Genomic DNA, 26,744 nt, shown 5'->3' with positions numbered 1-26,744 from the left:
TCGTCCTCAAACACCGGACGGGCTGGAACTGCCTGGACGGGGCTCGAAGGCTCAGCAAGCTTCACCTCTGGTCGGCAATAAGCCAGCCTCTCCCTCCTTCCATGAGATGTGGCGCGACCTCAAGCCCATCGGGCGCAACCCCGGCTCCGGTGGGTACCGGCGGTTCGCCTGGACCGGGGCCGATGCCGAATGTCGGGCCTGGTTCGAGGAGCAGGCCCGGGCACGGGGGCTGGCGTACGAGGTGGACCGGAACGGGAATCAGTGGGCCTGGCTCGGGGATCCCGCTGACGGGGACGCTGTTGTCACCGGTTCGCACCTCGACTCGGTGCCCGATGGCGGCGCCTTCGACGGTCCCCTCGGCGTCGTGTCCTCCTTCGCCGCGCTGGATGAACTGCGGAGCAGGAACGTGCAGTTCAGCAAGCCCCTGGCCATCGTGAACTTCGGTGACGAGGAAGGGGCCCGCTTCGGGCTGGCCTGTGTGGGGTCGCGGCTCGCGGCCGGACAGCTCACAGTCGAGCAGGCGCATCGGCTCAGGGATGCGGACGGTGTCAGCCTGCCGGAGGCGATGGAGGCCGCGGGATTCGACCCGGACGTCATCGGGGCGGACCCGGAGCGGCTGGCCCGTATCGGCGCGTTCGTCGAGCTGCATGTCGAACAAGGGCGTGCCCTCGACCTGTCCGGCGACCGCGTCGGCCTCGCCAGCGCCATCTGGCCGCACGGGCGGTGGCGGTTCGACTTCCGGGGTGAGGCCAACCACGCGGGGACCACTCGGCTCGTGGACCGCCGCGACCCCATGCTGTCGTACGCGGAGACCGTGCTCACGGCCCGGCGGGAAGCCCAACTCGCCAGTGCCGTCGCCACCTTCGGCAAGATCTCCGTCGAGCCGAACGGCGTGAACGCGATCCCCTCCCTCGTCCGCGGCTGGCTCGACTCCCGCGCCGCCGACCAGGCGAGCCTCGACACCGTCGTCAGCGGCATCGAGCAGGCGGCCCGCGAGCACGCCGACGCCCACGGCGTCGAACTCGACGTCGTCCGCGAGTCGTTCACCCCCGTCGTCGAGTTCGACCACGCTCTGCGCGATGAACTCGCCCGCATCCTGGGAACCGACACGGACCTCAAGGTCCCCGTCCTCGGCACGGGCGCCGGACACGACGCCGGAATCCTCTCCGGGACCATCCCCACCGCCATGCTGTTCGTGCGCAACCCCACGGGCGTTTCGCACTCCCCGGCCGAGTACGCCACCGAGGACGACTGCGTGGCCGGGGTACTCGCACTGGCCGACGTACTGGAAGGGCTGGCACGCAGGTGACCCACCCCCACACGCAGACGTACTGGCTGGAGCACGCCTGGCTCGACTCGTTCGTCGAGCCCGGCGTGGCCGTCGAGGTCGCCGACGGCCGGATCGCGGCCGTCCGCACGGGCATCGACAGCCCGCCGCCCGGCTCCGAGATTCTGCGCGGACTGACCCTGCCCGGCCTGGCCAACGCCCACTCGCATGCCTTCCACCGAGCCCTGCGCGGCACCGTCCAGGTCGGTTCCGGGACCTTCTGGACCTGGCGCGAGGTCATGTACGCCACCGCCGACCGGCTGACCCCGGAGACCTACCACGCCCTCGCCCGCGCGGTGTACGCCGAGATGGCGCTCGCGGGCATCACCTGCGTCGGCGAGTTCCACTACGTCCACCACGCCCCCGGCGGCACCCGCTACGCCGACCCCAACACGATGGGTGAGGCGCTCATCGACGCTGCCGCCGAAGCCGGTATCCGCATCACCCTCCTCGACACCGCCTACCTTTCTTCCGGTTTCGGACAGCCACCCGACACCCACCAGCTCCGCTTCTCCGACGGGAACGCCGACGCCTGGGCGGAACGCTGTTCAGTTCTCAAGGAACGGGATCACCTGCGGATCGGTGCGGCCATCCACTCCGTACGGGCCGTGCCCGCGCGGGAGTTGGCCACGGTGGCGCGATGGGCCGAGGAGCGGCGGGCCCCGCTCCATGTGCACCTGTCCGAGCAGGCGGCGGAGAACGACGCCTGCCGGGCCGCGCACGGCTGCACACCCACCCGGCTGCTCGCCGACCACGGCGTGCTCGGCCCGCGCACGACGGGCGTCCACAACACCCACCTCACCGACGAGGACATCGCGCTGCTCGGCGACTCCACGACCGGCACATGCATGTGCCCGACCACCGAACGCGACCTGGCCGACGGCATCGGACCCGCCGCCGCCCTGCAGAAGGCCGGCTCGCCGCTCTCCCTCGGCTCCGACAGCCACGCCGTCATCGACCTGCTCGAAGAGGCGCGCGCGATGGAGCTGAACGAGCGCCTGCGCACCCGTACACGCGGTCACTGGACGGCGGCTGCCCTCCTGAGGGCGGCCTCGGCCGACGGCCACGCGGCCCTCGGCTGGGACGACACGGGCACCATCGAGACCGGCGCGCTCGCGGACCTCACGACGATCGCGCTCGACTCGGTCAGGACAGCGGGGCCGTTGCCCAGGCTCGGCGCCGAGACGGCCGTATTCGCCGCGACAGCGGCGGACGTACGGCACACGATCGTGGGCGGCCGTCACGTCGTACGAGACGGGGCGCACACACTCGTACCGGATGTCCCGCAAGCCCTCGCGCAGGCAGTCGAAGCCCTGCGCGCCTGACGACGACCGCCGAACCGCGCACCCGCGAGGACGACATGAGCAGCCCGACGAAGACGAGCAGCCCGACCACCGTCATCACGAACATCGCCAGCCTGGTCACCAACGACCCCTCCCTGGGCGACAGATCCCCCCTCGGTCTGATCCAGGACGCAGCCGTCGTCATCGACGGCGACCGCATCGCATGGACCGGTGAATCAAGCAAAGCACCCGCCACTGACAATCGGGTCGACGCGGGCGGCCGGGCGGTGATCCCGGGCTTCGTCGACTCCCACTCGCACTTGGTCTTCGCGGGCGACCGCACGCAGGAGTTCAACGCCCGCATGTCGGGCCGGCCCTACAGCGCGGGCGGCATCCGTACGACGGTCGCCGCGACGCGTGCGGCGAGCGACGCGGAACTGGAGGGCAACCTCACCCGTTACCTCGCCGAGGCCCTCCGCCAGGGCACCACCACCTTCGAGACCAAGTCCGGCTACGGCCTCACCGTCGAGGACGAGTCCCGAGCCCTGCGCATCGCGTCCCGGCATACGGACGAGGTCACGTACATGGGCGCGCACATCGTGTCCCCCGACTACGCCGACGACCCGGCGGCGTACGTAGCCCTCGTCACCGGCGACATGCTCAACGCCTGTGCCCCGCACGCCCGTTGGATCGACGTCTTCTGCGAGAAGGGCGCCTTCGACGGTGACCAGGCCCGCGCGATCCTCACGGCGGGCAGGGCGGCCGGCCTGCACCCGCGCATCCACGCCAACCAGCTGTCCTACGGCCCCGGCGTGCAGCTCGCGGTCGAGTTGGATGCCGCCAGCGCCGACCACTGCACGCATCTGACGGACGCGGACGTCGACGCGCTGGCGAACAGCCGGACGGTCGCCACGCTCCTCCCCGGCGCCGAGTTCTCCACCCGTGCCGAGTGGCCGAACGTCCGCCGCCTCCTCGACGCCGGCGTCACGGTCGCCCTCTCCACGGACTGCAACCCGGGCTCGTCCTTCACCTCCTCCGTCCCGTTCTGCATCGCGCTGGCGGTACGGGACATGGGGATGACGCCGGACGAGGCGGTCTGGTCGGCCACGGCGGGTGGAGCGAGGGCGCTGCGACGGGAGGACATCGGCCGTCTCACACCGGGGGCGTACGCCGACCTTGCGCTCCTCGACGCCCCGAGCCATGTGCATCTGGCGTACCGGCCGGGGGTGCCGCTGGTCAGCGGGGTGTGGCGGCATGGAAGGCGGCTGACTTCAAGCCGCGTATGAGGTGAGCCCAACGAGCCGGCTCCAGGCTTCCACGTAACCAAACAACCCGGCCCTCCCCAGGCCGGGTTGCTCAGTCACCGTCATTGTTCAGGCCACCGTCGGCGGCAGCCCGCGTCACTCCTCGACCGTCAGGCCCCTCCGCAGGCGCACCAGCGTTCGCGACAGCAGTCGCGACACGTGCATCTGCGAGATGCCCAGCTCGTCGCCTATCTCGGACTGGGTCATGTTGGCGACGAAGCGGAGGGAGAGGATCTTCCGGTCGCGGGAAGGAAGTTCGGCGATCAGGGGCTTCAGGGACTCGACGTACTCGATGCCTTCCAGGCCGTGGTCCTCGTAGCCGATGCGGTCGGCCAGGGCGCCCTCGGAGTCGTCCTCTTCGGGCTGGGCGTCGAGTGAAGATGCGGTGTAGGCGTTGGACGCGGCCATGCCCTCGACGACCTCGTCGTTCGACAGGCCCAGGCGATCCGCCAGCTCTCCCACTGTAGGAGCGCGGTCCAGTTGCTGGGCCAGCTCGTCGCCGGCCTTGGCCAGGTCCAGGCGGAGTTCCTGGAGTCGGCGGGGTACGCGCACCGACCAGCTGGTGTCGCGGAAGAAGCGCTTGATCTCGCCGACGATGGTCGGCATCGCGAAGGTCGGGAACTCCACGCCGCGGCTGAGTTCGAAGCGGTCGATCGCCTTGATCAGGCCGATCGTGCCGACCTGGATGATGTCCTCCATCGGCTCGCTGCGGGAGCGGAACCGGGAGGCGGCGAACTTCACCAGAGCGAGGTTCAGTTCGACCAGGGTGTTGCGTACATAGGAATACTCGTGCGTGCCCTCTTCCAGGGATTCCAGCCGTTCGAAGAGGGTCTTGGACAGGGCCCGTGCGTCCACCGGCCCCACCTCGTCGTACGGCGGGATCTCCGGAAGGCCGGCGAGTCCGTCGAGGTCCTCCTCGACGAGATCCGCCTGTTCTGGAGAGGGTGTCGACGTCGCTTGGGGGGTCTGCGATGCGTCGAGCCGGGGTGACATGATGTCCTCCATCGTTCTCGGCATATGGCCGCCGATGCCAATACGTGCACTGCGGTGTGCGGCGCCTCCAAAGCCGGCCGTGTTGATTCGTGTCCCTACTAGCCCTACCCGCTTTCGTCAGTCCACCGCAAGTGCGCTTGCTAGAGAAATGTCCAGGTCTGGGCGGGTATTCGGGTGTGGCAAGGTCGTAGAGAGGTCGTAGGGAAGGAACCGCACAGCAGGAGTCGTGGTCGTAGAGAAGGCGTAGTGTTCAGGAGCGTCAATCAACAGCCACGACGGTCGGAAGAGAGAGACGGCATGGACCGCGGGACGGTCGGCAGCGCACAATCGGGCCGGCTTCTGGTCGAGGTGCAGGAAGAGGGCCCCAGCGCCGTCGTGACCCCGGCGGGTGAGTTGGATCACCACACCGCCGATCTGCTGCGAGTACCGCTCGAGGACTGCCTCGAGCGCGGGTTCGCACGCCTCGTCGTGGACTGTTCGCGGCTCGAGTTCTGCGACTCCACCGGACTGAACGTGCTGCTTGGTGCCCGGCTCAAAGCCGAGGACGCGGGCGGTGGGGTGCATCTGGCCGGGATGCTTCCGGTGGTGGCCCGGGTGTTCGAGATCACCGGTGCGGCGGCTGTCTTCACTGTGCATGACACGCTCGACGCGGCCCTGCGCGAGTGATCGCACAGCGATGCATGACACGCTCGATGGGCTCCGCGTGAGTAACCGCACTCGGCAGGACATGCTGGATCGGCACCCCGGTGAGTAACCGCCCGGCCGCTGCGTGCAAAGTTATGGCTCAGTTGTCTCTGTGTGATCGGCGCGTTACCAGCGTCACAGTGCTCGGGCCGAATCAGTGGGTGTTCTGACGGATCGGCCGGGCAGGAGACATCCTGAATATGTCAACAAGGCCAACGGCAAGCGGGCGGCAGACCCGGATCCTGAGTGTCCTGAGCTTTCTGAAATGTCTTGAGTCTTGAATCGTGACTGGTGAATCGGTGAGGTGAAGCGCTGATGAGCACCACCCGGCCTTACCCGCCGGGCGACCGCGGCCCGGAAGCGGGCGTCTGCGGCGCTTCGGGGGAGGCCAGAGACGACGGGTCCGCGCGCCCGGCCGCCCGTCAGGCCCGTCGGCTCAACCTCGACGGCGCGAGCGGGGTCGTCCCCCTCGCCCGCGACTTCGCGCGCCAGGCGCTGTACGCGTGGGGCTGGCTGCCCGCCGCGACCGCCGACCGGCGGGCCGCCGCCGAGGATGTACTGCTGGTCGTCTCCGAGCTCGTCACCAACGCCTGCCTGCACGCCGACGGCCCGGACGAGCTGTGGATCGCCTGCGACAACAAAGTGCTGCGCGTCGAGGTCTCCGACCGCGGCACCGGCCAGCCCGCCCCGCGCACCCCGCACCGCGCCGGGCGCCCCGGCGGTCACGGGATGTTCATCGTGCAGCGACTGTGCCTGGACTGGGGGGTCCTCCGGGCTCCGGGGGTGGCGGGCAAGACGGTATGGGCGGAACTCGGGGCGCCCGCTTAGCCGGAAGCCCGGGGTGCCCGCTTGGCCGAACGTAACTCCCACCGAGGGTTACCGCGGGTTCGAACCCTTCTTCGTACTTCTTCGTACGCGGCGGATCGATCGAGATCCGGCGCGTCCTTTGTCTTCCCTCCACAAGGCCCCGGGCGTACCTTGACGGCCGATCTGATGTGCCGTCAGGAATGAGGGGACCGTGTCATACCGGACGTACCAGAAACGAACCGCCGCGCTCGCGTTCGCCGCGGCCCTGGCCGGCTCGGCGGTGCTGATGGCCGCCCCCGCAGCATGGGCCGAGGTCGTCGACGTCGAGTACAACTGCAAGACGCCGATCGGTGACAAGTCCGCCGTCTCGCCCATCGACATCAAGAGTGCCGAGAGCGGCAGCGGCTACAAGATCACCATGTCCTGGCAGAAGGGAGTCTCGTCCAGCCCGGTGGAACTGGGCAAGGGCGCGATGAGCCCGAGCGCCACCATCAAGCTGGGCGGCGCCGAGAGCGGCACGCTCACGGTGAAGGGCCCGGCCAACGCCGAGGCCATCCCCGCCAACACACCCATCAAAATCAGCGACTTGAGCGGTACCTACACGCCGTCCAAGAGCGGCAAGGTCACCTTCACGCCGGGCGTGCTCACCATCAAGGCGCTCGGTACGACGACCACCTGCGAGCCCGGCAACAATCCGGGCCCCGCGCTGAGCCTCGACGTCACGGCCGCAGGTGGCGGCGGCGGTTCGTCGGAGACCTCCCCCGAGGGCGGCACCGAGAGCGGCGCGGACTCCGGCGCCGAGCTCCCGCAGACCGGCCCCGAGGACTCCGCGATCGCCCTCGGCACGCTCGGCGGCACGGTGCTCCTCGCCGGAGCGGCCGGGGTGCTGTGGCTGACCCGAAGGAACCAGGCGCCGCGCTGACCTTTCGTTTTTCGCGTACGCGCAGGACGAGCCTCCCCCAGCCTTCGGCCGGGGGACCCCCATCTCGCTGCGCTCGCCGTACGCCGCACCTTCTGGTCTGGAGCCGCCTGTGACATCCGTGCAGTCCGCCGCCCGTGGCCTCTGTGTCCTCGCTCTCGCCGCAGCAGTTCTGCTCGGCCTGCCCGGCGTCGCACCCACCGCCGTGGCCGACGAGGGCTGGTCCGTCGTGCCCTCGGCGGGCGGCCGGGACGGGCGGCCGTACTTCTACGCGGAGGGCGCGCCCGGTGCGGTCCTGCAGGACACGGTGTCGGTGATCAACCCGGGCGAGGAGCCGCTCACCGTACGGCTGCGGGGCGCTGACGCCGACAACAGTCAGGCGGGCGGCGGCTTCGCGCTGCGGGCGAAGCCGCGCGACACCGGCTCGTGGATCACCTTCGCCGAGAAGACCGTGAAGGTGCCCGCGCGGACCCGCGCCGATGTTCCATTCACCATCGGCGTGCCCGAGGGCGCCATCCCCGGTGACCACCCCGGCGCGATCGTTGCGAGCGGCGGCGGCCGGTCCGCGGCCGTACGCGTCCAGTTGCGGGTCGGCGGCCCGACCCTGTCCGCGCTCACGGTCGAGGACGTGGCCGTACGGGACGGCCGTATCTCGTACGACCTGGTCAACCGCGGCAACACCGTACTGACCCCGAAGCTCGCCGTACGCGCCGACGGACTGTTCGGCGAGGTGCTCGACCGCGCCCCGCGCACCCTCCCCGTCGAACTGCTCCCCGGCCGACGCGTCACCCTCCGCGAGCCCTGGCCAGACCGGCCCGCGTTCGACTCGGTCGACGTGAGACTCACGGTCACGGCGGCGGACGGGGCGCACGACGAGGCGGGCACGGCGGCGCGGTTCGTGCCGTGGGGAGCGGTCGCGGGCCTGGCGGGCGGGCTCGTGCTGTGTGCGGGCGGTGCCGGCTGGCTCGTACGACGTCGAAGGCGCACCGCGCAGTCAGGCGAGCCCGGTGGGCCTGGTGGACCCGGTGGATCCGATGGACCCGGTGGGCCCGAACAGCCGCGTACGGAAGTCGAGTTGACGGGAGCGGTGACGTGAGCGGGAAGGTGCGGGTTCCGGCGTTGGTGGTGGCGGTGCTCGCGCTGCTCCTGCTCCCCCTGGGCGGGGCGGCTACGGGCGCGGACGGGAAACCGGAGGTCAAGCTGTCCAAGTCCCAGGCGGGGACGGGCGGTTCGATCACGGTGACCGGCTCCGGATGGCGGCCGGACGCCCTCCTCATGATGCTGATCTGCGGTCAGTCCTCGCCCGACCGGGGCGTGATCGGCGGCACCAACTCCTGCGCCAACTCGGACGGCCGCGCCGTCACCACGGATGAGAAGGGCGCGTTCAGCAAGAAACTGCCGGTCGTCGAGCCGCCGCAGCCGTGCCCGTGCGTGGTGCACGTGGCGACCGTGACCGGTGAGAAGGCAGACGCGGACGCGGCGTTCCTGGTCGCCGGGCATGAGGTCGAATCCCTGCCGAAGGAGGACACCAGCGGGCGGCTCTCGGTGCTCACCGACACCCGGCTCGACGGTTCGAGCGGTCTGCTGACCTGGTTCGGCGCGTCGCCGTCCCGCGATTTCGTCTTCACCGTCGGCAACGTCGGCTCCTTGCCCGTCAAGGATCCCGTCTTCCAAGTCGGCACCTCACACGGCGTGTTCGCCCCGCAGTGGGAGGAACAGCAGTGGCGCGGCACCATCGAGCCTGGCAAGAAGGCGCAGATCGAACTGCCCGTCGAACTGTCGGCCGGCGCGCACGGCGACTACACGGTCTCGGTGAAGTACGGCGGCAAGGTGCTCGCCGAACAGCCCTGGGGCGTGGGCCGCCCCTGGGGCGTGACGCTGTTCTGGATCCTGCTCTTCATCGTCGTACCGGCCGCCGTGTTCCGGATCGGGATGGCCGTGGTGGACCGCGTACGTCCGCAGGGCAGGTCCAGGCCGGCCGGGCGCTGGGGCTCCCGCCCGAGGAGCGGTGGCGGTGGCGGGCACGCCGGTCCGCGCCGGAGTCTGCGACTGCCCGAAGTCACCATACGCATGCCGAAGTTGAGCATTTCGTCCACGGCGTCGTCCCCCCACGCAGACGCCGACGGTGACACCCGTACGAACCCGACCTTGCCGTGGTTCACCCCGGACGCCGATCCGGGGGCCGAGGCCGGTCAGCTCTCCGCACCGCAAGAGAACAGCCCTACGCCCCCCACCAGAAAGGGAAACTCGTGAGCACGCAACGGAGAGTCCGGCCCGGAGGCGGCGGCCTCGGAGTGCAGGAGCGCCCCAGAGCGAGCGCAGCCGGAGTCGCGCTGATGCTCGGCGGCGCGGGCATCCTGCTCGGGGTGGCCGCGGTGCCCGCCCAGGCGGCCGAGGTGTCGTACAAGACCGAGTGCGTACCGCCCGCGATCTCCGGGATGGACCCGGTGCAGGGCACGACCCAGGTGGAGATCACCGCGCCCGCCGAGGCGAAGGTCGGGGACGAGGTGCAGATCACCTGGAAGTTCGTGAAGGCCGCCTCCAAGAACCCCGACATCATCGACCTGGAGAAGGACACCGTCCAGCCGACCGGCACCCTCAAGGCGGGCGGCGCGCAGACCGGCGACATCGCCATGGAGGGGCCGCGGCAGAACCCTGCCATCCCGAAGAACAGCGACATGAAGCTCTCCGACATGAAGGGCACGCTGAAGCTGACGGCGGCCGGGGAGGTCACGCTGACCCCGGACGCGTACAACGTCAACGTAAACAAGCCGGTGTCCGCGGACACCAAGTGCACGCCGACGGAGGCGGTGAAGTCGGCCGCGACGATCAAGGTGAGCGGGGGAGACTCCGGGGGCACGACGGGTGGACTGCCGACGGGGGTGCCGTCGGTGCCCACGGAGGTTCCGACGGAGCTGCCGACCGGGAGCGCGCCTCCGTCGTCTCCCTCGGATCCCTCTGAGAGCGCGACCGGGGGTGACAGCGGAGGCTCCGGTGGTTCGGACTCCGGTGGGTCCGGGGGCGGGCAGACCGAGTTCACAGGCAAGGAGGTCGAGATCCCGTACGAGTGCAAGACGCCGATCGGGGACAAGAACGCGACCTCTCCCGTGCAGATCGACGCCAAGAAGGACGGCGGGAACTTCGGGCTGACGGTGCAGTTCAAGAAGTCGGTCATGGACAGCCCCGCGGACATTCCGGCGGACTCCGTGAAGCCGTCGATGGAGGTCGTGCTGGGCGGCGCGGACAAGGGCACGGTGCGAGTGGAAGGGCCGACGAACCCGGAGCCGATCAAGTCGGGTGACCCGATCGAGATCCCCGACCTGACAGGTACGTACAAGCCGGGGGCGGACGGTGAGTCGACGCTTTCACCGGGTGTGCTGACGGTGGAGGCGCTGGGTACGACGACTACGTGTACGCCGGCCAAGAGTGAGGTTTCGCTGACGCTGGATACCTCGTCTCAACCGGGCGGGGCTGCGGGTGGCTCCGCGGGTGGCTCCGCCGGCGGAGCGGGTACGTCGGGCGCCGGCCCCGCTTCCTCGGGCGGTGGCCTCGCGGACACGGGGTCTGACGACAGCGGGCTGCTGCGGGCGCTGGGGCTGCTGGCGGGTACGACGATTTTGTTGGGTGGGGCTGTGTTCACGTTTATGCCGCGAGGACGCCTGCGCTAGCTGGGCTGTCCAGGGCCGTATGTCGCCTGCGGGTCCGTTGTGGCTGGTCGCGCCCCTCGGCGTAGCCGCTGATGTCACATCCCGCGCCCCTGGGTGGTCTGTGGGTGCGGGGCCGTGGGCCGGTGCGTCAGCCCGTCGCAGGCGGGGCGTACGGCCCTTTGCTGATACAGGGCGTAGGCGGCCTGAGACAGAACCTGCGCGACCGGCATACGACGCACCGGCCCACGTCCCCTCCCGCCGGTGGGAGAGTGCGGGTGGTCGGGGGTGCGGGCTTTTGGACGGGGGTAGAGAGATCCCGATCTTCCCTCACGGCGGTTGTCCACGTCGGACTACCATCACCCCATGACCCGAGTACTGCTCGCCGAGGACGACGCGTCCATTTCGGAGCCGCTGGCCCGTGCTCTGCGCCGGGAGGGTTACGAGGTCGAGGTTCGTGAGGACGGACCCACCGCGCTCGACGCCGGCATCCAGGGTGGCGTCGATCTGGTCGTGCTCGACCTCGGGCTGCCCGGTATGGACGGACTGGAGGTGGCCCGTCGGCTGCGCGCCGAAGGCCATACCATCCCGATCCTCATCCTGACCGCGCGCGCCGACGAGGTGGACACCGTTGTGGGCCTCGACGCGGGCGCCGACGACTACGTCACCAAGCCGTTCCGTCTCGCCGAGCTGCTCGCCCGGGTCCGGGCGCTGCTTCGGCGCGGGGCCACGGAGCCGCAGCAGGCGCCCACCACGCACGGGGTGCGCATCGATGTCGAGTCGCACCGGGCGTGGATGGGGGACGAGGAGCTCCAGCTGACGGCCAAGGAGTTCGATCTTCTGCGGGTGCTGGTGCGGGACGCGGGGCGGGTTGTCACGCGTGACCAGTTGATGCGTGAGGTGTGGGACACGACGTGGTGGTCGTCCACCAAGACCCTCGATATGCATATCTCGTGGTTGCGCAAGAAGCTCGGTGACGATGCGGCCAATCCTCGGTACATCGCCACGGTACGGGGCGTGGGGTTCCGCTTCGAGAAAAGTTGAACCGCTGCGAGTTCGTCGTGGCTGGTCGCGCACACTGGACCTCGTAAACCAGCTGCCCGGAGGGCCCCGTGCGTCGCCGTCTTATTCAGTCCACTCTCGCCGTGGTCCTTGTTGTGATTGCCGTGTTCGGGGTTTCGCTCGTCATCGTCGAGACCCGGACCATCGGTGCCAGTGCGCAGGAACGCGTGGATCTGGAGGCGCTGCGGCTGGCCAGCATCGTCGACAGCCGGATTCTCGGGGATGAGCAGATCAGTGCCGAGATTCTCGAGGATCAGGTCGCGGGCGAGCGGTATGCGCTCGTCGAGATTCCGGGGCGGGATCCGATCGAGATCGGCACCAAGCCCAGCGGTGAGGTCATCCAGTCGAAGGAGGCCAGGGGCGAGGAGGGCGAGACGGTCACGGTCGAGGAGCCGCGGTCCTCGGTCACCCGCGAAGTCGGCCGTACGTTCCTGATCATCGGCGCCGTCGCCCTGCTCGCGGTGATCGCCGCCGTACTGCTCGCCGTACGCCAGGCCAACCGGCTCGCCTCCCCGCTGACCGACCTCGCCGAGACCGCGGAGCGGCTCGGTTCCGGGGACCCGCGACCGCGCCACAAGCGGTACGGAGTGCCGGAGCTGGACCGCGTCGCCGATGTGCTGGACAGTTCCGCCGAGCGCATCGCCCGGATGCTCACGGCCGAACGCCGGCTGGCCGCCGACGCCTCCCACCAGCTCCGTACGCCCCTCACCGCCTTGTCCATGCGACTGGAGGAGATCACCCTCACCGACGACCTGGACACGGTGAAGGAGGAGGCGACGATCGCGCTCGGCCAGGTGGAGCGCCTCACGGACGTGGTGCAGCGGCTGCTCACCAACTCCCGCGACCCGCGAACCGGCTCAGCCGTCACCTTCGACCTGGACGAGGTCATCAACCAGCAGCTCGCGGAATGGCGCCCCGCCTACCGCAGCGCGGGACGCGCCATCGTCAGCTCGGGCAAACGGCATCTGCAGGCCGTGGGCACCCCCGGAGCGGTGGCCCAGGTGCTGGCCGCCCTGATCGAGAATTCGTTGATGCACGGCGGCGGCACGGTCGCCCTGCGCACCCGCGTCACCGGAAACCAGGCCGTGGTCGAGGTGACCGACGAGGGCGAGGGCGTCCCCGCCGAGCTCGGTGCCCGAATCTTCGAGCGGGCCATCAGTGGCCAGAACTCCACCGGCATCGGCCTCGCCGTGGCCCGAGACCTGGCGGAGGCGGACGGCGGCCGGCTCGAAATGCTCCAGGCCCAGCCGCCTGTCTTCGGCCTGTTCCTGTCGCGTACGCCGAAGAAGCGGGCGTCGGCGGGCCAGGAGCCGGAGCAGACAGTGCGATAGCGCCCGGGCCGGTGTCAGCGCATGCGCTGGAACTGGCGGGTCGGGCGGTCCTCCGTCAGGAACGATTCGGCACTGGCCACGGCCTCACGGGCCGGGAGTGTGCGGAACACCCAGGTGCGGTAGGACCAGAAGCGGAACAGGGTCGCGATACCGATGCCGAGGAACTTGAAGACGTTGCTCTGCAAGGGGCTGTCAAGGCCGAGGCCGTAGGTGGCGGCGAACAGAATGCCGTTCTCGATCACCAGGCCGATGGCGCTGAACAGCAGGAAGAGCGAGAGCTCCTTGGTGCGGCCGCTCTTGTCGCGGTCGCGGTAGGTGAAGTAGCGGAACCCTATGTAGTTGGAGACGATCGCCACCACCGTGGCGATCACACTGGCCCGCACGACCTGCAGGTCCGTGGTGCTGCGTACGAGGTTGAAGACGAGAAGGTTGACCAGTAGCCCCATGCCGCCGACCGCCCCGAACTTGGCGACCTCTCGCGTAAGCCGGTCGATGCGCTGGCGTACCGCGCTGCGCGGCGCGGCATGTGCCCCGCGTGAACCACCTTTGCCCATGGTGTCGCCCGGCCCCCGTCTCGTCGGATATGCCAACTTCGTCAACCTCCGTCGACTTGGCCATGCTATCCAGCTCTTCCCGTCCAGTCCTGGGCAGAGCCGGAAGATGTGGCCGGTAGGTGATGAACATGCGGATCTTTCGATGATCATGCGGGCTGCTTGGGCGCCCCGGGGCGCCCGTTACCCTGGGTGCGTGACGTTCCCCGTAGTCGGCATGGTCGGCGGGGGTCAGCTCGCTCGTATGACGCACGAGGCTGGCATCCCGCTCGGCATCAGATTCAAGCTCCTCAGTGACACTCCCCAGGACTCAGCGGCGCAGGTCGTCAGCGATGTCGTCGTCGGCGACTATCGCGATCTCGACACGCTGCGTGACTTCGCGCGGGGCTGCGATGTGATCACCTTCGATCACGAGCATGTGCCCACCGAGCATTTGCGGACCCTGGAGGCGGACGGCATTCCCGTACGCCCCGGCCCCGACGCTCTTGTGCACGCCCAGGACAAGGGCGTGATGCGCGCGAGACTCGACGCGATCGGGGTGCCGTGTCCACGGCACAGGATCGTGAGCGATCCCGAGGACGTGGCCGCGTTCGCGGCGGAGGGCGAGGGCTTTCCCGTCGTACTCAAGACCGTCCGCGGTGGCTACGACGGCAAGGGTGTGTGGGTCGTACGGTCCGCGGCGGAGGCCGAGGATCCCTTCCGCGCCGGTGTACCGGTCCTCGCCGAGGAGAAGGTCGACTTCGTACGGGAACTCGCCGCGAACGTCGTCCGCTCGCCCCACGGCCAGGCGGTCGCATACCCGGTCGTGGAGTCCCGGCAGGTCAACGGCGTCTGTGACACGGTGATCGCCCCGGCCCCGGACCTCCCCGCGGAGCGGGCGCTCCATGCCGAGCAGCTCGCCCTGAACATCGCCAAGGAACTGGACGTCATAGGCCACCTCGCCGTCGAGCTCTTCGAGACCCGCGACGGCCGCATCCTGGTCAACGAGCTGGCCATGCGCCCCCACAACTCCGGCCACTGGTCCCAGGACGGTGCGATCACCTCCCAGTTCGCCAACCACGTCCGCGCGGTCCTCGACCTGCCCCTCGGCGACCCGCGCCCGCGCGCCAAGTGGACGGTCATGGTGAACGTCCTGGGCGGCGACTACCCCGACATGTACTCCGCGTACCTGCACTGCATGGCCCGCGACCCGCAGCTCAAGATCCATATGTACGGCAAGGATGTGAAGGTGGGCCGCAAGGTCGGTCACGTCAACACCTACGGCGACGACCTGGCCGACGTCCTCGACCGCGCCCGTCACGCAGCCGCATACCTGAGAGGGACGATCACCGAATGAGCACTTCGGCTGAGTCTGCAGATTCTTCGGCGGGTCCCGTCGTCGGCATCGTCATGGGCTCGGACTCCGACTGGCCCGTCATGGAAGCGGCGGCCCAGGCCCTGGACGAGTTCGAGATCGCGTACGAGGTCGATGTCGTCTCCGCGCACCGGATGCCGCGCGAGATGATCGCGTACGGCGAGGAGGCGGCGGACCGCGGCATCAAGGTGATCATCGCGGGTGCGGGCGGGGCCGCCCATCTGCCGGGCATGCTCGCCTCCGTGACCCCGCTGCCCGTGATCGGTGTGCCCGTGCCGCTGAAGCACCTGGACGGCATGGACTCGCTGCTGTCGATCGTGCAGATGCCGGCCGGGGTGCCGGTCGCCACCGTGTCGGTCGCCGGCGCGCGGAACGCCGGACTGCTCGCGGCCCGTATCCTCGGCGCCCACGACGAGGAACTCCGCGGCCGTATGCGGGAGTTCCAGCAGGAGCTGAACGACCAGGCGGCGGAGAAGGGCAAGCGGCTGCGCGCCAAGGCCGAGGGCGTGGCGGGCTTCGGCTTCGGTTCGGGGAGCTGAGGGGGTGGCGCCGCTGACGTCCCTGGACGAAGCCCGGGAACTGCTGCGGGAGTTCCCGGTCGCCGACGGGCACAACGACCTCCCCTGGGCCCTGCGCCAACAGGTCCGCTACGACCTCGACGCCCGCGACCTCGCCACCGACCAGAGCGCGCACCTGCACACGGATCTGCCGCGGCTGCGCGCGGGCGGCGTGGGCGCCCAGTTCTGGTCGGTGTACGTCCGCTCGGACCTGTCGGAGCCCGTGCCCGCCACGCTCGAACAGATCGACTGTGTACGGCAGTTGATCGCGCGCCATCCCGCGGACCTGAGGGCAGCGCTGACGGCCGCCGACATGGAGGCGGCGCGCGGCGAGGGCCGTATCGCCTCGCTGATGGGCGCGGAGGGCGGCCACTCGATCGCGAACTCCCTCGCCACGCTACGGGCGTTGTACGCGCTGGGCGTCCGCTACATGACCCTCACCCACAACGACAACATCCCCTGGGCGGACTCCGCGACGGACGAGCCGGGCGTGGGCGGCCTGTCGGCCTTCGGCCGCGAGGTGGTCCGGGAGATGAACCGCGAGGGCATGCTCGTGGACCTCTCGCACGTCGCGCCGACGACGATGCGCGACGCCCTGGACACGACCGTCGCGCCCGTGATCTTCTCCCACTCCTCCTCGCGCGCCGTGTGCGACCACCCCCGCAACATCCCCGACGACGTACTGGAGCGCCTGCCGGCCAACGGCGGCGTGGCGATGGTGACGTTCGTGCCGAAGTTCGTCCTCCAGGCGGCCGTCGACTGGACGGGGGCGGCGGACGAGAACATGCGTGAGCACGGCTTCCACCCCCTGGACACCACGTCGGAGGCAATGAAGGTCCACCGCGCCTTCGAGGACGCGCACCCCCGCCCGGTCGCCACGGCCGCGACGGTCGCCGACCACCTGGACCACATGCGCGAGGCCGCCGGAATCGACCACATCGGCATCGGCGGCGACTACGACGGCACGGCCTTCACCCCCGACGGCCTGGGCGACGTCTCGGGCTACCCGAACCTCATCGCCGAACTCCTCAGCCGCGGCTGGTCAAAGCCCGACCTCGCCAAGCTGACCTGGCAGAACGCCGTACGGGTCCTGGGAGCAGCGGAGGACGTGGCACGCGCCGAGCGCTCCCGCAGGGGGCCGTCGAACGCGACACTGGCACAACTGGACGGCTAACCAGGGGACTTCTGCCGCTGGACGGGGTGCCCGATCAGCATGGTCGGGGCCCCCTGCACCCGCGTCAGGAACACCGTCGCCGAGTTCGGCCCCTGCGGCTTCACCTTGCGGCGGAGTTCCTCCGGCTCGACCGCTGAGCCGCGTTTCTTGACGGTCAGGGTTCCGACCTTGCGCTCTCGGAGCAGCGCCTTCAACTTCTTGACACTGAAGGGGAGTTGGTCGGTGATCTCGTAGGCGGTGGCGTACGGGGTCGGGGTCACGGCGTCCGCGGTGACGTACGCGATCGTTTCGTCGAGCAGTCCGCCGCCGACCTCCTCGGCGACCTCCGCGACCAGGTGGGCGCGGATGACGGCACCGTCGGGTTCGTACAAGTACCGCCCCGGCGGCCGCACTTGAGGATCGGGCAGCCCACGGCCGCGCAGGCGGCGCGGCCCTGGCAGCAGAGTGGCGCGCACCAGCCCGGGTTCGGTGCCGAACCACAGCACGGCCTCCTTCACGTCACCGGAATCCGAGACCCACTCGGCCTCGGCGTCGCCCGGGACCGCCTCGTGCGGAATCCCCGGCGCGACCTTCAGCGCGGCATGAGGCGCCTTGAGTGCCACGTCGATGGCCCAGGACAGAGGCGGCGAGTAGGCCTCGGGATCGAAGACACGCCCGCCCGTCACCCGACCACCGCCCCTCACCGACGCTCCCCCAGAGCTGAATGCCTGGGGGGACCCCCAGCGCGCGGCCCCTCCTTGTCTGCCGCCACGCCTGGCAGGGTCGACGAAGACGGCGTCATACGCGGACGTGTCGACCTCCGTGACATCCGCCTCCCGTACGTCGATCAGGTCATCGAGCCCGAGCGCGTCGGCGTTCGCTCGCGCCACCGCGCAGGTCAGCGGGTCGCGATCGACAGCGAGGACACGTACCCCCGCGCGGGCGAGAGCGATCGCGTCGCCGCCGATGCCGCAGCAGAGATCGGCGACGGACCGTACGCCGAGCTCCGTGAAACGCTCCGCCCGATACGCCGCGACCGTCGCCCGGGTCGCCTGCTCGACCCCGTTAGCGGTGAAGAACATCCGCCCGGCGTCCGCGCCCCCGAACTTCCCCACCGCCCGCTGCCGCCACCGCGCCTGAGCGATCGCCGCGGACACGAGCTCGACGGGATGCTCCCGCCGCAACCGCGTGGCCACGGCCAGCTCCTGCGCCGGCTCGACCTCCCGCACCTCGTCGAGCAGAAACCGTCCGCGGTCGGTGAGCAGCGCGGCGAAGGAGGCCAGGGGGTCGTGATCGTCCACGGTTCCATTGTGGGCCAGTCGGTGGATGGTGCGCGCCCGGCGGTGGTGTCGGGGGCTCGTAGGGCCCATGGCCTGTGAGGATCCGGGACCATGCGTTCAGTACGACAAGATGGCAGAACTGGTTTCAGCCGCGCTCTCGCCATGGCCGTACTCGCGTCCGCACTGCTCGCCGTAGGCGCCACCGGCTGTTCCCGGTCCGTCGACCCGGTCGAACGGCTCGACAAGAAGGCGACGTCGGCGCTGCGGACCCACAGCCTCCCGGCCACGACATACCGCCGCTGGGGCCTGGCCGCCCCGCTCCCCCCGGCGCCGAAGCCACCCGCCCGCCCCGCCGTACGCCCCGCGGGTCCGGGCCTGCCGCCCGTCGTCGACCGCGTCCCCACCCGCGACAAGGTCGTCTTCCTGACCTTCGACGACGGCGCCGAGCGGGACCCGAGGTTCGTCGACATGGTCCGCGAACTTCGGCTGCCGGTCACCATGTTCCTCACGGACAGCGTCGTCGGACCGGGGTACGCGCACTTCGGCCGCCTGCGCGCGGTAGGCGCGAGCGTCCAGAACCACACCCTGGACCACCCCTACCTGCCCGGCCTCCCCTACGCCGGCCAGCGAGCCGAGATCTGCGGCCAACAGGAGAAACTCAGGCAACGCTTCGGAATCCGGCCCCGCCTCTTCCGCCCCCCGTACGGCGCCTACAACGACGACACGCTCAGAGCGGCCGCGGACTGCGGACTGACGGCGGTGATCCTGTGGAGCAACCAGGACCGCCTCAGGCCGGGCGACATCCTCCACTGCCCAGAGGGCCAGCACGGCACAAGCCTCACAGAGGCCACGACCAGAATGCTGACCCGCATCCAGGAGCAGGGCTTCACGCTGGCGCGCTTGGAGGACTACCTCTAGCCAAATCGGCCCGTCCGGCGTTTGAGGACGAGGCCGCAAGGCCGATCAACCACCCACCCACCCGCGCATTCCCGCCCACCCTGGGCACCCCCCGCCCGGCCGGCGACACCAGTGCAGGGTGCCCAAAACCTCGAACACGCCGGAGGCGATTGGCACTCCGCTTGACCGAGTGCTAATCGCGGTCATAGTCTCAGGTCTGGCACTCCCCAGTGGAGAGTGCCAACAACGCGACGGGCAGGTCCGGCACCCGCGACGACGGATCGACCTGGTCGCCACCTCAGACAGTTAACCCCGTGAGATCTCCGAAGGGGGAGGTCGGATCGTGACGACCGCCAGCTCCAAGGTTGCCATCAAGCCGCTCGAGGACCGCATTGTGGTCCAGGCCGTCGAGGCCGAGCAGACCACGGCCTCGGGCCTGGTCATCCCGGACACCGCGAAGGAGAAGCCCCAGGAGGGCGTCGTCCTTGCCGTGGGCCCGGGCCGGTTCGAGAACGGCGAGCGCCTGCCGCTCGACGTCAAGACCGGTGACATCGTGCTGTACAGCAAGTACGGCGGCACCGAGGTGAAGTACAGCGGCGAGGAGTACCTCGTCCTCTCGGCTCGCGACGTGCTCGCGATCATCGAGAAGTAATTCACCCAGGTTTGCTTTGAACTGCGCCCCTGGCCCCCCGCAACCACTAAGAAGCCGGGCGCCGGGGGCGCGGTTCGTTTTTCCCGAAAGGACTGACTCAGCTCCATGGCGAAGATCCTGAAGTTCGACGAGGACGCCCGTCGCGCCCTCGAGCGCGGCGTCAACAAGCTGGCCGACACGGTCAAGGTGACCATCGGCCCCAAGGGCCGCAACGTCGTGATCGACAAGAAGTTCGGCGCGCCCACCATCACCAACGACGGCGTCACCATCGCCCGCGAGGTCGAGGTCGAGGACCCGTACGAGAACCTCGGCGTCCAGCTGGTGAAGGAGGTGGCGACCAAGACCAACGACGTGGCGGGTGACGGTACGACCACCGCCACCGTGCTCGCTCAGGCGCTCGTGCGCGAGGGCCTGCGGAACGTCGCCGCCGGCGCGTCCCCCGCCGCCCTGAAGAAGGGCATCGACGCGGCCGTCGCCGCGATCTCCGAGGACCTCCTCGCGACCGCCCGCCCGATCGACGAGAAGGCTGACATCGCCGCCGTCGCCGGGCTTTCCGCCCAGGACCCGCAGGTCGGCGAGCTGATCGCCGAGGCGATGGACAAGGTCGGCAAGGACGGTGTCATCACCGTCGAGGAGTCCAACACCTTCGGTCTCGAGCTGGACTTCACCGAGGGCATGGCCTTCGACAAGGGCTACCTGTCGCCGTACTTCGTGACGGACCAGGAGCGCATGGAGGCCGTCCTCGACGACCCGTACATCCTGATCCACCAGGGCAAGATCTCCTCCATCCAGGACATGCTGCCGCTGCTGGAGAAGGTCATCCAGACCAACTCCTCCAAGCCGCTGCTGATCATCGCCGAGGACGTCGAGGGCGAGGCCCTGTCGACCCTGGTCGTGAACAAGATCCGCGGCACGTTCAACGCGGTGGCCGTGAAGGCCCCCGGTTTCGGCGACCGCCGCAAGGCGATGCTCGGCGACATGGCCACCCTCACCGGTGCCACCGTCATCGCCGAGGAGGTCGGCCTCAAGCTCGACCAGGCCGGTCTTGACGTGCTGGGCACCGCCCGCCGCGTGACCGTCACCAAGGACGACACGACGATCGTCGACGGCGGCGGCAAGTCCGACGACGTCGCGGGCCGCGTCAACCAGATCAAGGCCGAGATCGAGACCACGGACTCCGACTGGGACCGCGAGAAGCTCCAGGAGCGCCTCGCGAAGCTGGCCGGCGGCGTGTGCGTGATCCGCGTGGGCGCGGCCACCGAGGTCGAGCTCAAGGAGAAGAAGCACCGCCTGGAGGACGCCATCTCCGCGACCCGCGCCGCGGTCGAGGAGGGCATCGTCTCCGGTGGTGGCTCCGCGCTCGTCCACGCCGCGAAGGTCCTGGAGGGCTCCCTCGGCAAGACCGGCGACGAGGCCACTGGTGTCGCCGTCGTCCGTAGGGCCGTCGTCGAGCCGCTGCGCTGGATCGCGGAGAACGCGGGCCTCGAGGGCTACGTCATCACCGCCAAGGTGGCCGACCTCGACAAGAACCAGGGCTTCAACGCCGCGACCGGCGAGTACGGCGACCTGGTCAAGCAGGGCGTCATCGACCCGGTCAAGGTCACCCGCTCCGCCCTGGAGAACGCCGCCTCCATCGCCTCCCTGCTCCTGACGACCGAGACCCTGGTCGTCGAGAAGCCGGCCGAGGAGGAGCCGGAGGCCGGGGGCCACAGCCACGGTCACTCCCACTGAGCCTCGGACAGTAGGGCGGTACGTCCCTGACGACGCCCGGTGAAAGGCCCGGTACCCCAAGCGGGGCCCAAGCGGGGGGTACCGGGCCTTTCGCGCTGCCAAGCCGGATGCCCGGCCGTCTGCTCGGCTTACCGGCTAGATCTCGAGCTGGTCGAGCACTCCGAGCTGGGCCATCAGCCCCAGCCGGTCGTACTGCCACCAGCCCTCGACGATCTTGCCGTCCTCCCGGCAGCGGAAGATGGTCGTTCCGGTCATGCTGACCGTCCTGCCGGTCGACGGGATCCCCAGGAAGTCACCTTTGTGGGTGCCGTTCCAGGTCCAGCGCGTACAGACCCGGTCGCCCTCGGCGATCTGGTCGTCGAGGGTGAACGTGAAGTCGAACGCTGCGCGCCACATCCCCATCTCGCGCCGTATCGCGTCGAGTCCGATGGTGTCCTGGTCGTTGGAGGGATCGTGGTCGTGGTAGTTCTCCGCGATCAGATCGTTGAGCGGAGGCAGTTCACCTTTCGTGCCCATCGCCTCGAAGAGCCTGCTGGCATTGGCCGCGTACAACTGCTCGTCCCGTACGACGTCCAGGTCCGTGAACGTCGGCATCTCCTCGCAGAGCGCCACCATCTCGCGGAAGACCTCATCCGTCTCGGGCAGATTCGAGTTCCGCATAGCCTCCTCGTACGACGGGAACTCGACGATCTCGATGATGTGCGACGAGTCGGACCGGTCCTGGCCGATCAGACTGTGCGTCGCCGTCCGCTTTCCCTTGGTCCGCTCGACCCAGGTGTCCATGAGCCGGTTCACCTCGTCGAACCGACTCGTCTTGCAGTCGATGAGTTGCACAAAGGTCATGACGCCGCCTCCAGCCCCCCTGACTCCGGCTGAATCCACCATTTTAGTGAAAATCGCCCAGGAGTGTCTTAGTTGAATGAGCGACTTGACTGGATGCTTTGAACGAGGGCCTCAAAATTGAGGAGCTTGAAATAAGGGCTGGAGTCGAGCAGGCGCCGGCTGCGACGGCCGCGGGCTACTGCGGCCCGTATTTCCGGCCCGTCCTCGAGCTGATCCCGCCGAGCAGGCCGCGCGGGGCCACCTTCACCATGCCCATGAGGGCTTTGTAGCGAGGGTCGGGGATGGACACCGACTTGCCGCGGGCCAGGTCCGCGAGGGCCGTCGTGACCAGCTTGTCGGCGTCGAGCCACATCCAGTTGGGGATGTTGTCCGTGCCCATCCCGGCCCGCTCATGGAACTCCGTACGCACAAATCCGGGGCACAGCGCCATCAGCCGGACCCCGGACCCGGCCAGATCCTTCGCCGCGCCCTGCGTGAACTGCACGACCCACGCCTTGGACGCCCCGTAGGTGCCGCGCGGCAGGAACGCGGCCACCGACGCGACGTTGACGACACCTCCACGGCCCCGCTCCCGCATGGACTCCGTAGCCGCCGAGGTCAACCGGAGCACCGCCTCGCAGTGCACCTTGAGCATCTTCAGCTCGTCCGCCATCGGTACGTCCAGATAGCGGCCCTTGTTGCCGAAGCCGGCGTTGTTGACCAGCAGGTCGACCGGGTGCTTACGGTCGGAGAGGCGGCCGGCCACCGCCTCGATGCCGTCGTCCGTCGCCAGGTCCGCCGACAGCACCTCCGCCTCGATGCCGTGCCGGTCGTGCAACTCGGTCGCCTGCTCACCGAGCCGCTTCTTGTCACGCGCCACCAGCACGAGGTTGTGGCCGTCTGAGGCCAGTCGCCGTGCGAAGGCGGCGCCGATGCCCGCGGTCGATCCCGTAATCAGAGCCGTTGTCATGGCCCAAGGTTATTGAGTGCTTGCCGACTTGAGAGCACCGGATTCCCGGATTCCGCCCCGCCGGGGTGACGGTCTCTCAACTCTGCTGCGCCATATAGGTCCGCGCCCTCTCGATCGCCTCCGGATGCAGCGCATCGCCCGCCGCAAGCAGCCGCGGCAGCAGCTCCCGCTCGGTGGTGACCGCGCGGAACTGGAAGGCGACGGTCACCTCGTGGTCCGGCCGGTGCACGATCTCGATAGGGTCCCCGGCCCGTATCTCTCCCGGCTCGATCACCCGCAGATACGCGCCCGGCGCCCCCTTCCGCGTGAACCGCCGGACCCAGCCCTTCTCCCCGAGATGGCCCTGGAACGTACTGCACGGAATCCGCCCGCTGGTGACCTCGAGGACGACCTCGGAACCGATCCGCCAGCGCTCCCCGATCTTCGCGCCGGACACGTCGAGCCCCTCCGTGGTGAGGTTCTCGCCGAACGTGCCGCTGGCCAGCGTGCGCCCCAGCTCCTGCTCCCAGTCGTCGAGATCCTCCCGCGCGAAGGCGTACACGGCCTGATGATCCCCACCGTGATGCCGCGTGTGACACACGGCGTCCCCGGCCACTCCGCTGGCGCCGACTCCCTTGGGCCCGGGCGCCGCCACCCGCACCGGGCCGCTCACCGGCCGCTTGTCGATCCCGGTCACGCGCTCCGGCTGATCCGTGTGCTCGCTGACCTCGGGCCGGCCCAGATTCAAAGACAGAAGCTTCATATCGGCACGCTAGGCGATGGACGACCAAAGGGGCGACGCAATATCCGGCAACGTACCCAAGATGCGCTTATGCTCAGGACGTGATCGAGGCCCGTCATCTCCGCGTGCTGCGCGCCGTGGCCGCCACCGGTTCCTTCTCGGCGGCGGGGCGTGAGCTGGGCTGCACCCAGCCCGCCGTGAGTCAGCAGATGAAGGCCCTCGAAGCCTCCGTCGGTACCCCGCTGCTGATCCGCACGGGCCGCGAAATGCGTCTGACGCAGGCGGGCGAGGCGCTTGTGCGCCATGCCGCGGGCATCATCGCCGGCCTCACCGCCGCCGAGGAGGAGGTCGCCGCGATCGCGGGCCTGCGTGCGGGCCGGGTCCGCCTGGTCTCGTTCCCCAGCGGCAGCTCCACGCTCGTACCGACCGCGCTCGCTGCCCTGCGCGCCGCACACCCCGGCACCCGGGTCTCCCTGGAGGAGGCGGAGCCGCCGCACTCGGTCGAGATGCTCCGCGAGGGCGACTGCGACGTGGCGCTGGCCTTCAGATATGAGGAGCGGGGCGAAGCCCCTCGAAACAAGGGCGGTGGTGAGAGACGGGCGGGCGAGGGAGCGGAGGGCGTGGGGGAGTGGGACGACCTGGTGGTGCGGCCCCTGCTCAGCGACCGGCTCGTCGGGCTCGTACCGGAGGGGCACCGGCTGGCCCGTGCGAAGTCGGTCGCCCTCGGCGAACTCGCCGGGGACCCGTGGATCGCGGGCTGCCCCCGCTGCCGCGGCCAGCTCGTCGAGGCCTGCGAGAGCGTCGGCTTCACTCCGCGTATCGACTTCGCGACCGACGACTACCCGGCTGTGGTCGGTCTGGTCGGTGCGGGTCTCGGCGTCGCGGTCCTGCCGGAACTCGCCATCGAGTCCGTACGCCCCAAAAGGGCACGCACGGTGACGGTGGAACCCGCACTCCGGCGGGAGATCGTCGCGCTCACGCTGCCCGACCTGGCCCATGTGCCCGCGGTGGCGGCCACGCTGAACGAGCTGGCCCGCGCCGCGGCGCGCTGAGAACAGCACACCCCCAGCAGAGCATCCCACTGGGCAAGCCCTGCGCAGAAACGTTCCTTCGAGTGTTCAGTTGTTCGACGGAAGGCCCCCGCTCGGCGCGGAAGCCGATACCAGCCGGTTGCGGGCGCGTCCCATGAGCTCTTCGCGTTCGTCCTCGGTGAGTCCGCCCCACACCCCGTACGGCTCGCGCACCGCCAGCGCGTGCGCCGCGCACTCCGCGCGTACCGGGCACCTCATGCAGACCTCTTTGGCCGAGTTCTCGCGAGCGCTACGGGCTGCCCCGCGCTCGCCCTCCGGGTGGAAGAACAGGGAGCTGTCGACTCCGCGACAGGCCGCGAGGAGCTGCCAGTCCCACAGGTCCGCGTTGGGTCCGGGAAGGCGGGAGAAATCTGCCATTGCGTTGTCCCCTTGTGGCCGTTCAGGCGGATACCTGCCCATGATCGCATGTAGACGATCTAAGGAGATGAAAATATGACTCATTGCGAATCTAGCTACAGACACCAGCGAATGGGAAGAAAAACGTCTGAATGGGGCACGCCTTGTGGTGAAACCTTGAGGGTCCTTTGCGGGTGTCTGCACCGTGTCCGCGCCCTCACGTAGAGTGCCGAAGATGGCTCACCGCCCCGTAACTCTTTCGAGTGACCGTCGTTGAGTGTGCTGAGGCGGTTGAAGGAACAAACGCTCGGTCGGACGGCAGAATCCGTCGGCGAGTATCGACCGCACAGGTGACGATTCGTACCAGCCTGGAGGCTCAAGGTGACGCGCAGCAGCTGTGAGAGCCGCGGAGGACAGCCATGACATCGGTCCTCGTCTGCGACGACTCCCCGCTTGCCCGAGAGGCGTTGCGCCGCGCGGTCGCGACCGTGCCCGGCGTCGAGCGTGTGACGACGGCGGCCAACGGCGAGGAAGTCCTCCGCCGCTGGGGCGCCGACCGCTCGGACCTGATTCTGATGGACGTACGCATGCCCGGTCTGGGTGGCGTGGAGACGGTCCGGCGGCTGTTGTCCGCCGATCCCGGTGCGCGCATCATCATGCTCACCGTCGCCGAGGACCTGGACGGTGTGGCGCTCGCCGTGGCCGCCGGTGCCCGCGGCTATCTCCACAAGGACGCCTCGCGCGCGGAGCTGCGGGCCACCGTGACCCAAGCCCTCGCCGACCCGACCTGGCGGCTCGCCCCGCGCAGGCTGCGCTCCGCCGAGATGGGCGCCGCACCGACGCTCACCGCGCGTGAGATCCAGGTGCTCGAGGGCATGAGCCACGGCAGGTCGAACGCGGAGATCGGCCGTGAGTTGTTTCTCTCGGAGGACACCGTCAAGACCCACGCCCGGCGCCTGTTCAAGAAGCTCGGCGCCTCGGACCGCGCCCATGCGGTGGCGCTCGGTTTCCGGTGGGGCCTGGTCCGTTAGGTGAAGTGCAGCGGGGGTAGGAAAATCCCCGCCTGCCGCGTGGTGGGCGGGGGTGGAGAGAGGGCCCGACAGGTGCCCGCTGCTCGTTTCGGCGCCGATGCCGCATCCTTGAGGTGTGGAGTTCCTCGGGGACGAGTCGGTCGAGCGGGAGGGGAGGGCGCAGGAGATGAGTTCCGGCGCACCTGCTCATAACGCTTCGGTGCACAACAACGAACGCGGTGCCTCGGAACGGACGACGCCAAGG

The 26,744-nt window shown here is 69.5% G+C and carries 26 protein-coding genes; 19 read left to right on the top strand and 7 right to left on the bottom strand.

All coding sequences use genetic code 11. The features are described 5' to 3' along the window. The first annotated feature begins 106 nt into the window (after positions 1–106). Genes ABD357_RS02320 through hutI form a run of 3 tightly spaced genes read left to right on the top strand, consistent with a single transcriptional unit; the run spans position 107 to position 3,896 of the window. Positions 107–1,309, top strand: a complete 1,203-nt coding sequence (locus ABD357_RS02320; protein ID WP_344387110.1) for an allantoate amidohydrolase — start codon at positions 107–109, stop codon at positions 1,307–1,309. Further along, the gene (locus ABD357_RS02315; protein WP_344387108.1) at positions 1,306–2,652 is read left to right on the top strand and encodes a formimidoylglutamate deiminase; all 1,347 of its coding nucleotides are present in this window, start codon (positions 1,306–1,308) and stop codon (positions 2,650–2,652) included. The genes ABD357_RS02320 and ABD357_RS02315 overlap by 4 nt, the downstream gene beginning before the upstream one ends. Positions 2,653–2,687: 35 nt before the next feature. Continuing rightward, a complete protein-coding gene (gene hutI, locus ABD357_RS02310) occupies positions 2,688–3,896 on the top strand; it encodes an imidazolonepropionase (RefSeq protein WP_344387107.1) in 1,209 nt (402 codons plus the stop codon). Between the two features lie 114 nt (positions 3,897–4,010). On the opposite strand, the gene ABD357_RS02305 is transcribed toward hutI, so the two are convergent. After that, positions 4,011–4,907, bottom strand: a complete 897-nt coding sequence (locus tag ABD357_RS02305; RefSeq protein ID WP_344387105.1) for an RNA polymerase sigma factor SigF — start codon at positions 4,905–4,907, stop codon at positions 4,011–4,013. Between the two features lie 297 nt (positions 4,908–5,204). On the opposite strand from ABD357_RS02305, the gene ABD357_RS02300 reads away from it, so the two are divergent. From ABD357_RS02300 to ABD357_RS02265, 8 genes are all read left to right on the top strand, one after another. Continuing rightward, positions 5,205–5,573 (top strand): STAS domain-containing protein, encoded by a 369-nt coding sequence (locus ABD357_RS02300; protein WP_344387102.1) that lies wholly within the window; start codon positions 5,205–5,207, stop codon positions 5,571–5,573. A gap of 333 nt (positions 5,574–5,906) precedes the next feature. Continuing rightward, on the top strand, positions 5,907–6,419 hold the full coding sequence (locus tag ABD357_RS02295) for an ATP-binding protein (protein ID WP_344387100.1): 513 nt from the start codon (positions 5,907–5,909) through the stop codon (positions 6,417–6,419). A gap of 190 nt (positions 6,420–6,609) precedes the next feature. After that, positions 6,610–7,320, top strand: coding sequence for an LPXTG cell wall anchor domain-containing protein (locus ABD357_RS02290; RefSeq protein WP_344387099.1), 711 nt, complete (start codon positions 6,610–6,612; stop codon positions 7,318–7,320). Positions 7,321–7,438: 118 nt separating this feature from the next. Next, positions 7,439–8,413: a COG1470 family protein gene (locus ABD357_RS02285; RefSeq protein ID WP_344387178.1), complete on the top strand. Its 975-nt coding sequence runs from the start codon at positions 7,439–7,441 to the stop codon at positions 8,411–8,413. Beyond that, on the top strand, positions 8,410–9,570 hold the full coding sequence (locus tag ABD357_RS02280; protein ID WP_344387097.1) for a hypothetical protein: 1,161 nt from the start codon (positions 8,410–8,412) through the stop codon (positions 9,568–9,570). The genes ABD357_RS02285 and ABD357_RS02280 overlap by 4 nt, the downstream gene beginning before the upstream one ends. A gap of 83 nt (positions 9,571–9,653) precedes the next feature. Then, positions 9,654–10,985 (top strand): hypothetical protein, encoded by a 1,332-nt coding sequence (locus tag ABD357_RS02275; protein WP_344387177.1) that lies wholly within the window; start codon positions 9,654–9,656, stop codon positions 10,983–10,985. A gap of 342 nt (positions 10,986–11,327) precedes the next feature. Then, positions 11,328–12,005 (top strand): response regulator transcription factor, encoded by a 678-nt coding sequence (locus ABD357_RS02270; RefSeq protein WP_344387095.1) that lies wholly within the window; start codon positions 11,328–11,330, stop codon positions 12,003–12,005. Between the two features lie 68 nt (positions 12,006–12,073). Next, positions 12,074–13,354 carry an ATP-binding protein gene (locus ABD357_RS02265; RefSeq protein ID WP_344387094.1) on the top strand — a complete coding sequence of 427 codons (1,281 nt, stop codon included), beginning with the start codon at positions 12,074–12,076 and terminating at the stop codon, positions 13,352–13,354. Between the two features lie 14 nt (positions 13,355–13,368). Here ABD357_RS02265 and ABD357_RS02260 read toward each other — a convergent pair whose 3' ends face one another. Continuing rightward, entirely contained in the window at positions 13,369–13,908 is a 540-nt protein-coding gene (locus ABD357_RS02260) for a GtrA family protein (protein WP_344387176.1), read from the bottom strand. A 193-nt stretch (positions 13,909–14,101) separates the two neighbouring features. Between ABD357_RS02260 and ABD357_RS02255 the strand changes: the two genes are divergently transcribed. Genes ABD357_RS02255 through ABD357_RS02245 form a run of 3 tightly spaced genes read left to right on the top strand, consistent with a single transcriptional unit; the run spans position 14,102 to position 16,990 of the window. Beyond that, positions 14,102–15,241 (top strand): 5-(carboxyamino)imidazole ribonucleotide synthase, encoded by a 1,140-nt coding sequence (locus ABD357_RS02255; protein WP_344387092.1) that lies wholly within the window; start codon positions 14,102–14,104, stop codon positions 15,239–15,241. Beyond that, positions 15,238–15,798, top strand: a complete 561-nt coding sequence (purE, locus tag ABD357_RS02250) for a 5-(carboxyamino)imidazole ribonucleotide mutase (protein ID WP_344387090.1) — start codon at positions 15,238–15,240, stop codon at positions 15,796–15,798. Before ABD357_RS02255 ends, purE begins: the two co-directional genes overlap by 4 nt. A 13-nt stretch (positions 15,799–15,811) precedes the next feature. Further along, entirely contained in the window at positions 15,812–16,990 is a 1,179-nt protein-coding gene (locus ABD357_RS02245; RefSeq protein ID WP_344387174.1) for a dipeptidase, read from the top strand. Here ABD357_RS02245 and ABD357_RS02240 read toward each other — a convergent pair. Beyond that, positions 16,987–18,339 carry a class I SAM-dependent methyltransferase gene (locus ABD357_RS02240; RefSeq protein WP_425584722.1) on the bottom strand — a complete coding sequence of 451 codons (1,353 nt, stop codon included), beginning with the start codon at positions 18,337–18,339 and terminating at the stop codon, positions 16,987–16,989. The genes ABD357_RS02245 and ABD357_RS02240 overlap by 4 nt on opposite strands. A 72-nt stretch (positions 18,340–18,411) precedes the next feature. Here ABD357_RS02240 and ABD357_RS02235 point away from each other — a divergent pair, with 72 nt between their 5' ends. The 3 genes from ABD357_RS02235 (at position 18,412) to groL (ending at position 21,529) form a co-directional block, all read left to right on the top strand. Further along, complete coding sequence (locus tag ABD357_RS02235; protein WP_344387089.1) at positions 18,412–19,167, top strand: polysaccharide deacetylase family protein; 756 nt, start codon at positions 18,412–18,414, stop codon at positions 19,165–19,167. Positions 19,168–19,489: 322 nt separating this feature from the next. Beyond that, positions 19,490–19,798, top strand: a complete 309-nt coding sequence (gene groES, locus ABD357_RS02230) for a co-chaperone GroES (RefSeq protein ID WP_328769227.1) — start codon at positions 19,490–19,492, stop codon at positions 19,796–19,798. A gap of 105 nt (positions 19,799–19,903) precedes the next feature. Further along, positions 19,904–21,529 carry a chaperonin GroEL gene (groL, locus tag ABD357_RS02225; protein WP_344387087.1) on the top strand — a complete coding sequence of 542 codons (1,626 nt, stop codon included), beginning with the start codon at positions 19,904–19,906 and terminating at the stop codon, positions 21,527–21,529. Positions 21,530–21,664: 135 nt separating this feature from the next. Here groL and ABD357_RS02220 read toward each other — a convergent pair whose 3' ends face one another. From ABD357_RS02220 to ABD357_RS02210, 3 genes are all read right to left on the bottom strand, one after another. Further along, complete coding sequence (locus ABD357_RS02220) at positions 21,665–22,372, bottom strand: ester cyclase (RefSeq protein WP_344387084.1); 708 nt, start codon at positions 22,370–22,372, stop codon at positions 21,665–21,667. Positions 22,373–22,547: 175 nt separating this feature from the next. Beyond that, positions 22,548–23,321: an SDR family NAD(P)-dependent oxidoreductase gene (locus ABD357_RS02215; protein WP_344387081.1), complete on the bottom strand. Its 774-nt coding sequence runs from the start codon at positions 23,319–23,321 to the stop codon at positions 22,548–22,550. 76 nt (positions 23,322–23,397) lie between these two features. Then, a complete protein-coding gene (locus ABD357_RS02210) occupies positions 23,398–24,063 on the bottom strand; it encodes an MOSC domain-containing protein (RefSeq protein WP_344387079.1) in 666 nt (221 codons plus the stop codon). 80 nt (positions 24,064–24,143) lie between these two features. Here ABD357_RS02210 and ABD357_RS02205 point away from each other — a divergent pair, with 80 nt between their 5' ends. After that, positions 24,144–25,094 carry a LysR family transcriptional regulator gene (locus ABD357_RS02205; protein ID WP_344387078.1) on the top strand — a complete coding sequence of 317 codons (951 nt, stop codon included), beginning with the start codon at positions 24,144–24,146 and terminating at the stop codon, positions 25,092–25,094. Positions 25,095–25,160: 66 nt separating this feature from the next. On the opposite strand, the gene ABD357_RS02200 is transcribed toward ABD357_RS02205, so the two are convergent. After that, complete coding sequence (locus ABD357_RS02200) at positions 25,161–25,490, bottom strand: WhiB family transcriptional regulator (RefSeq protein ID WP_344387076.1); 330 nt, start codon at positions 25,488–25,490, stop codon at positions 25,161–25,163. A gap of 398 nt (positions 25,491–25,888) precedes the next feature. Between ABD357_RS02200 and ABD357_RS02195 the strand changes: the two genes are divergently transcribed. Next, positions 25,889–26,500: a response regulator transcription factor gene (locus ABD357_RS02195; RefSeq protein ID WP_003948568.1), complete on the top strand. Its 612-nt coding sequence runs from the start codon at positions 25,889–25,891 to the stop codon at positions 26,498–26,500. The last annotated feature ends 244 nt before the right edge of the window (positions 26,501–26,744 follow it).

The organism is Streptomyces vastus (assembly GCF_039532825.1).
GTDB lineage: Bacteria > Actinomycetota > Actinomycetes > Streptomycetales > Streptomycetaceae > Streptomyces > Streptomyces vastus.
The sequence above is the reverse complement of the archived record's forward strand: the minus strand, read 5'-3'. Positions and strand labels throughout refer to the sequence as shown.

Bases quoted from the DNA above. Each gene is read 5' to 3' on its own strand.
- ABD357_RS02320 (WP_344387110.1), top strand. From the start codon at position 107: ATGTGGCGCGACCTCAAGCCCATCGGGCGCAACCCCGGCTCCGGTGGG.
- hutI (WP_344387107.1), top strand. From the start codon at position 2,688: ATGAGCAGCCCGACGAAGACGAGCAGCCCGACCACCGTCATCACGAAC.
- ABD357_RS02305 (WP_344387105.1), bottom strand. From the start codon at position 4,907: ATGTCACCCCGGCTCGACGCATCGCAGACCCCCCAAGCGACGTCGACA.
- ABD357_RS02300 (WP_344387102.1), top strand. From the start codon at position 5,205: ATGGACCGCGGGACGGTCGGCAGCGCACAATCGGGCCGGCTTCTGGTC.
- ABD357_RS02295 (WP_344387100.1), top strand. From the start codon at position 5,907: ATGAGCACCACCCGGCCTTACCCGCCGGGCGACCGCGGCCCGGAAGCG.
- ABD357_RS02275 (WP_344387177.1), top strand. From the start codon at position 9,654: ATGCTCGGCGGCGCGGGCATCCTGCTCGGGGTGGCCGCGGTGCCCGCC.
- ABD357_RS02270 (WP_344387095.1), top strand. From the start codon at position 11,328: ATGACCCGAGTACTGCTCGCCGAGGACGACGCGTCCATTTCGGAGCCG.
- ABD357_RS02260 (WP_344387176.1), bottom strand. From the start codon at position 13,908: ATGGGCAAAGGTGGTTCACGCGGGGCACATGCCGCGCCGCGCAGCGCG.
- purE (WP_344387090.1), top strand. From the start codon at position 15,238: ATGAGCACTTCGGCTGAGTCTGCAGATTCTTCGGCGGGTCCCGTCGTC.
- ABD357_RS02240 (WP_425584722.1), bottom strand. From the start codon at position 18,339: ATGGGCCCTACGAGCCCCCGACACCACCGCCGGGCGCGCACCATCCAC.
- ABD357_RS02235 (WP_344387089.1), top strand. From the start codon at position 18,412: ATGGCCGTACTCGCGTCCGCACTGCTCGCCGTAGGCGCCACCGGCTGT.
- groL (WP_344387087.1), top strand. From the start codon at position 19,904: ATGGCGAAGATCCTGAAGTTCGACGAGGACGCCCGTCGCGCCCTCGAG.
- ABD357_RS02220 (WP_344387084.1), bottom strand. From the start codon at position 22,372: ATGACCTTTGTGCAACTCATCGACTGCAAGACGAGTCGGTTCGACGAG.
- ABD357_RS02215 (WP_344387081.1), bottom strand. From the start codon at position 23,321: ATGACAACGGCTCTGATTACGGGATCGACCGCGGGCATCGGCGCCGCC.
- ABD357_RS02210 (WP_344387079.1), bottom strand. From the start codon at position 24,063: ATGAAGCTTCTGTCTTTGAATCTGGGCCGGCCCGAGGTCAGCGAGCAC.
- ABD357_RS02200 (WP_344387076.1), bottom strand. From the start codon at position 25,490: ATGGCAGATTTCTCCCGCCTTCCCGGACCCAACGCGGACCTGTGGGAC.
- ABD357_RS02195 (WP_003948568.1), top strand. From the start codon at position 25,889: ATGACATCGGTCCTCGTCTGCGACGACTCCCCGCTTGCCCGAGAGGCG.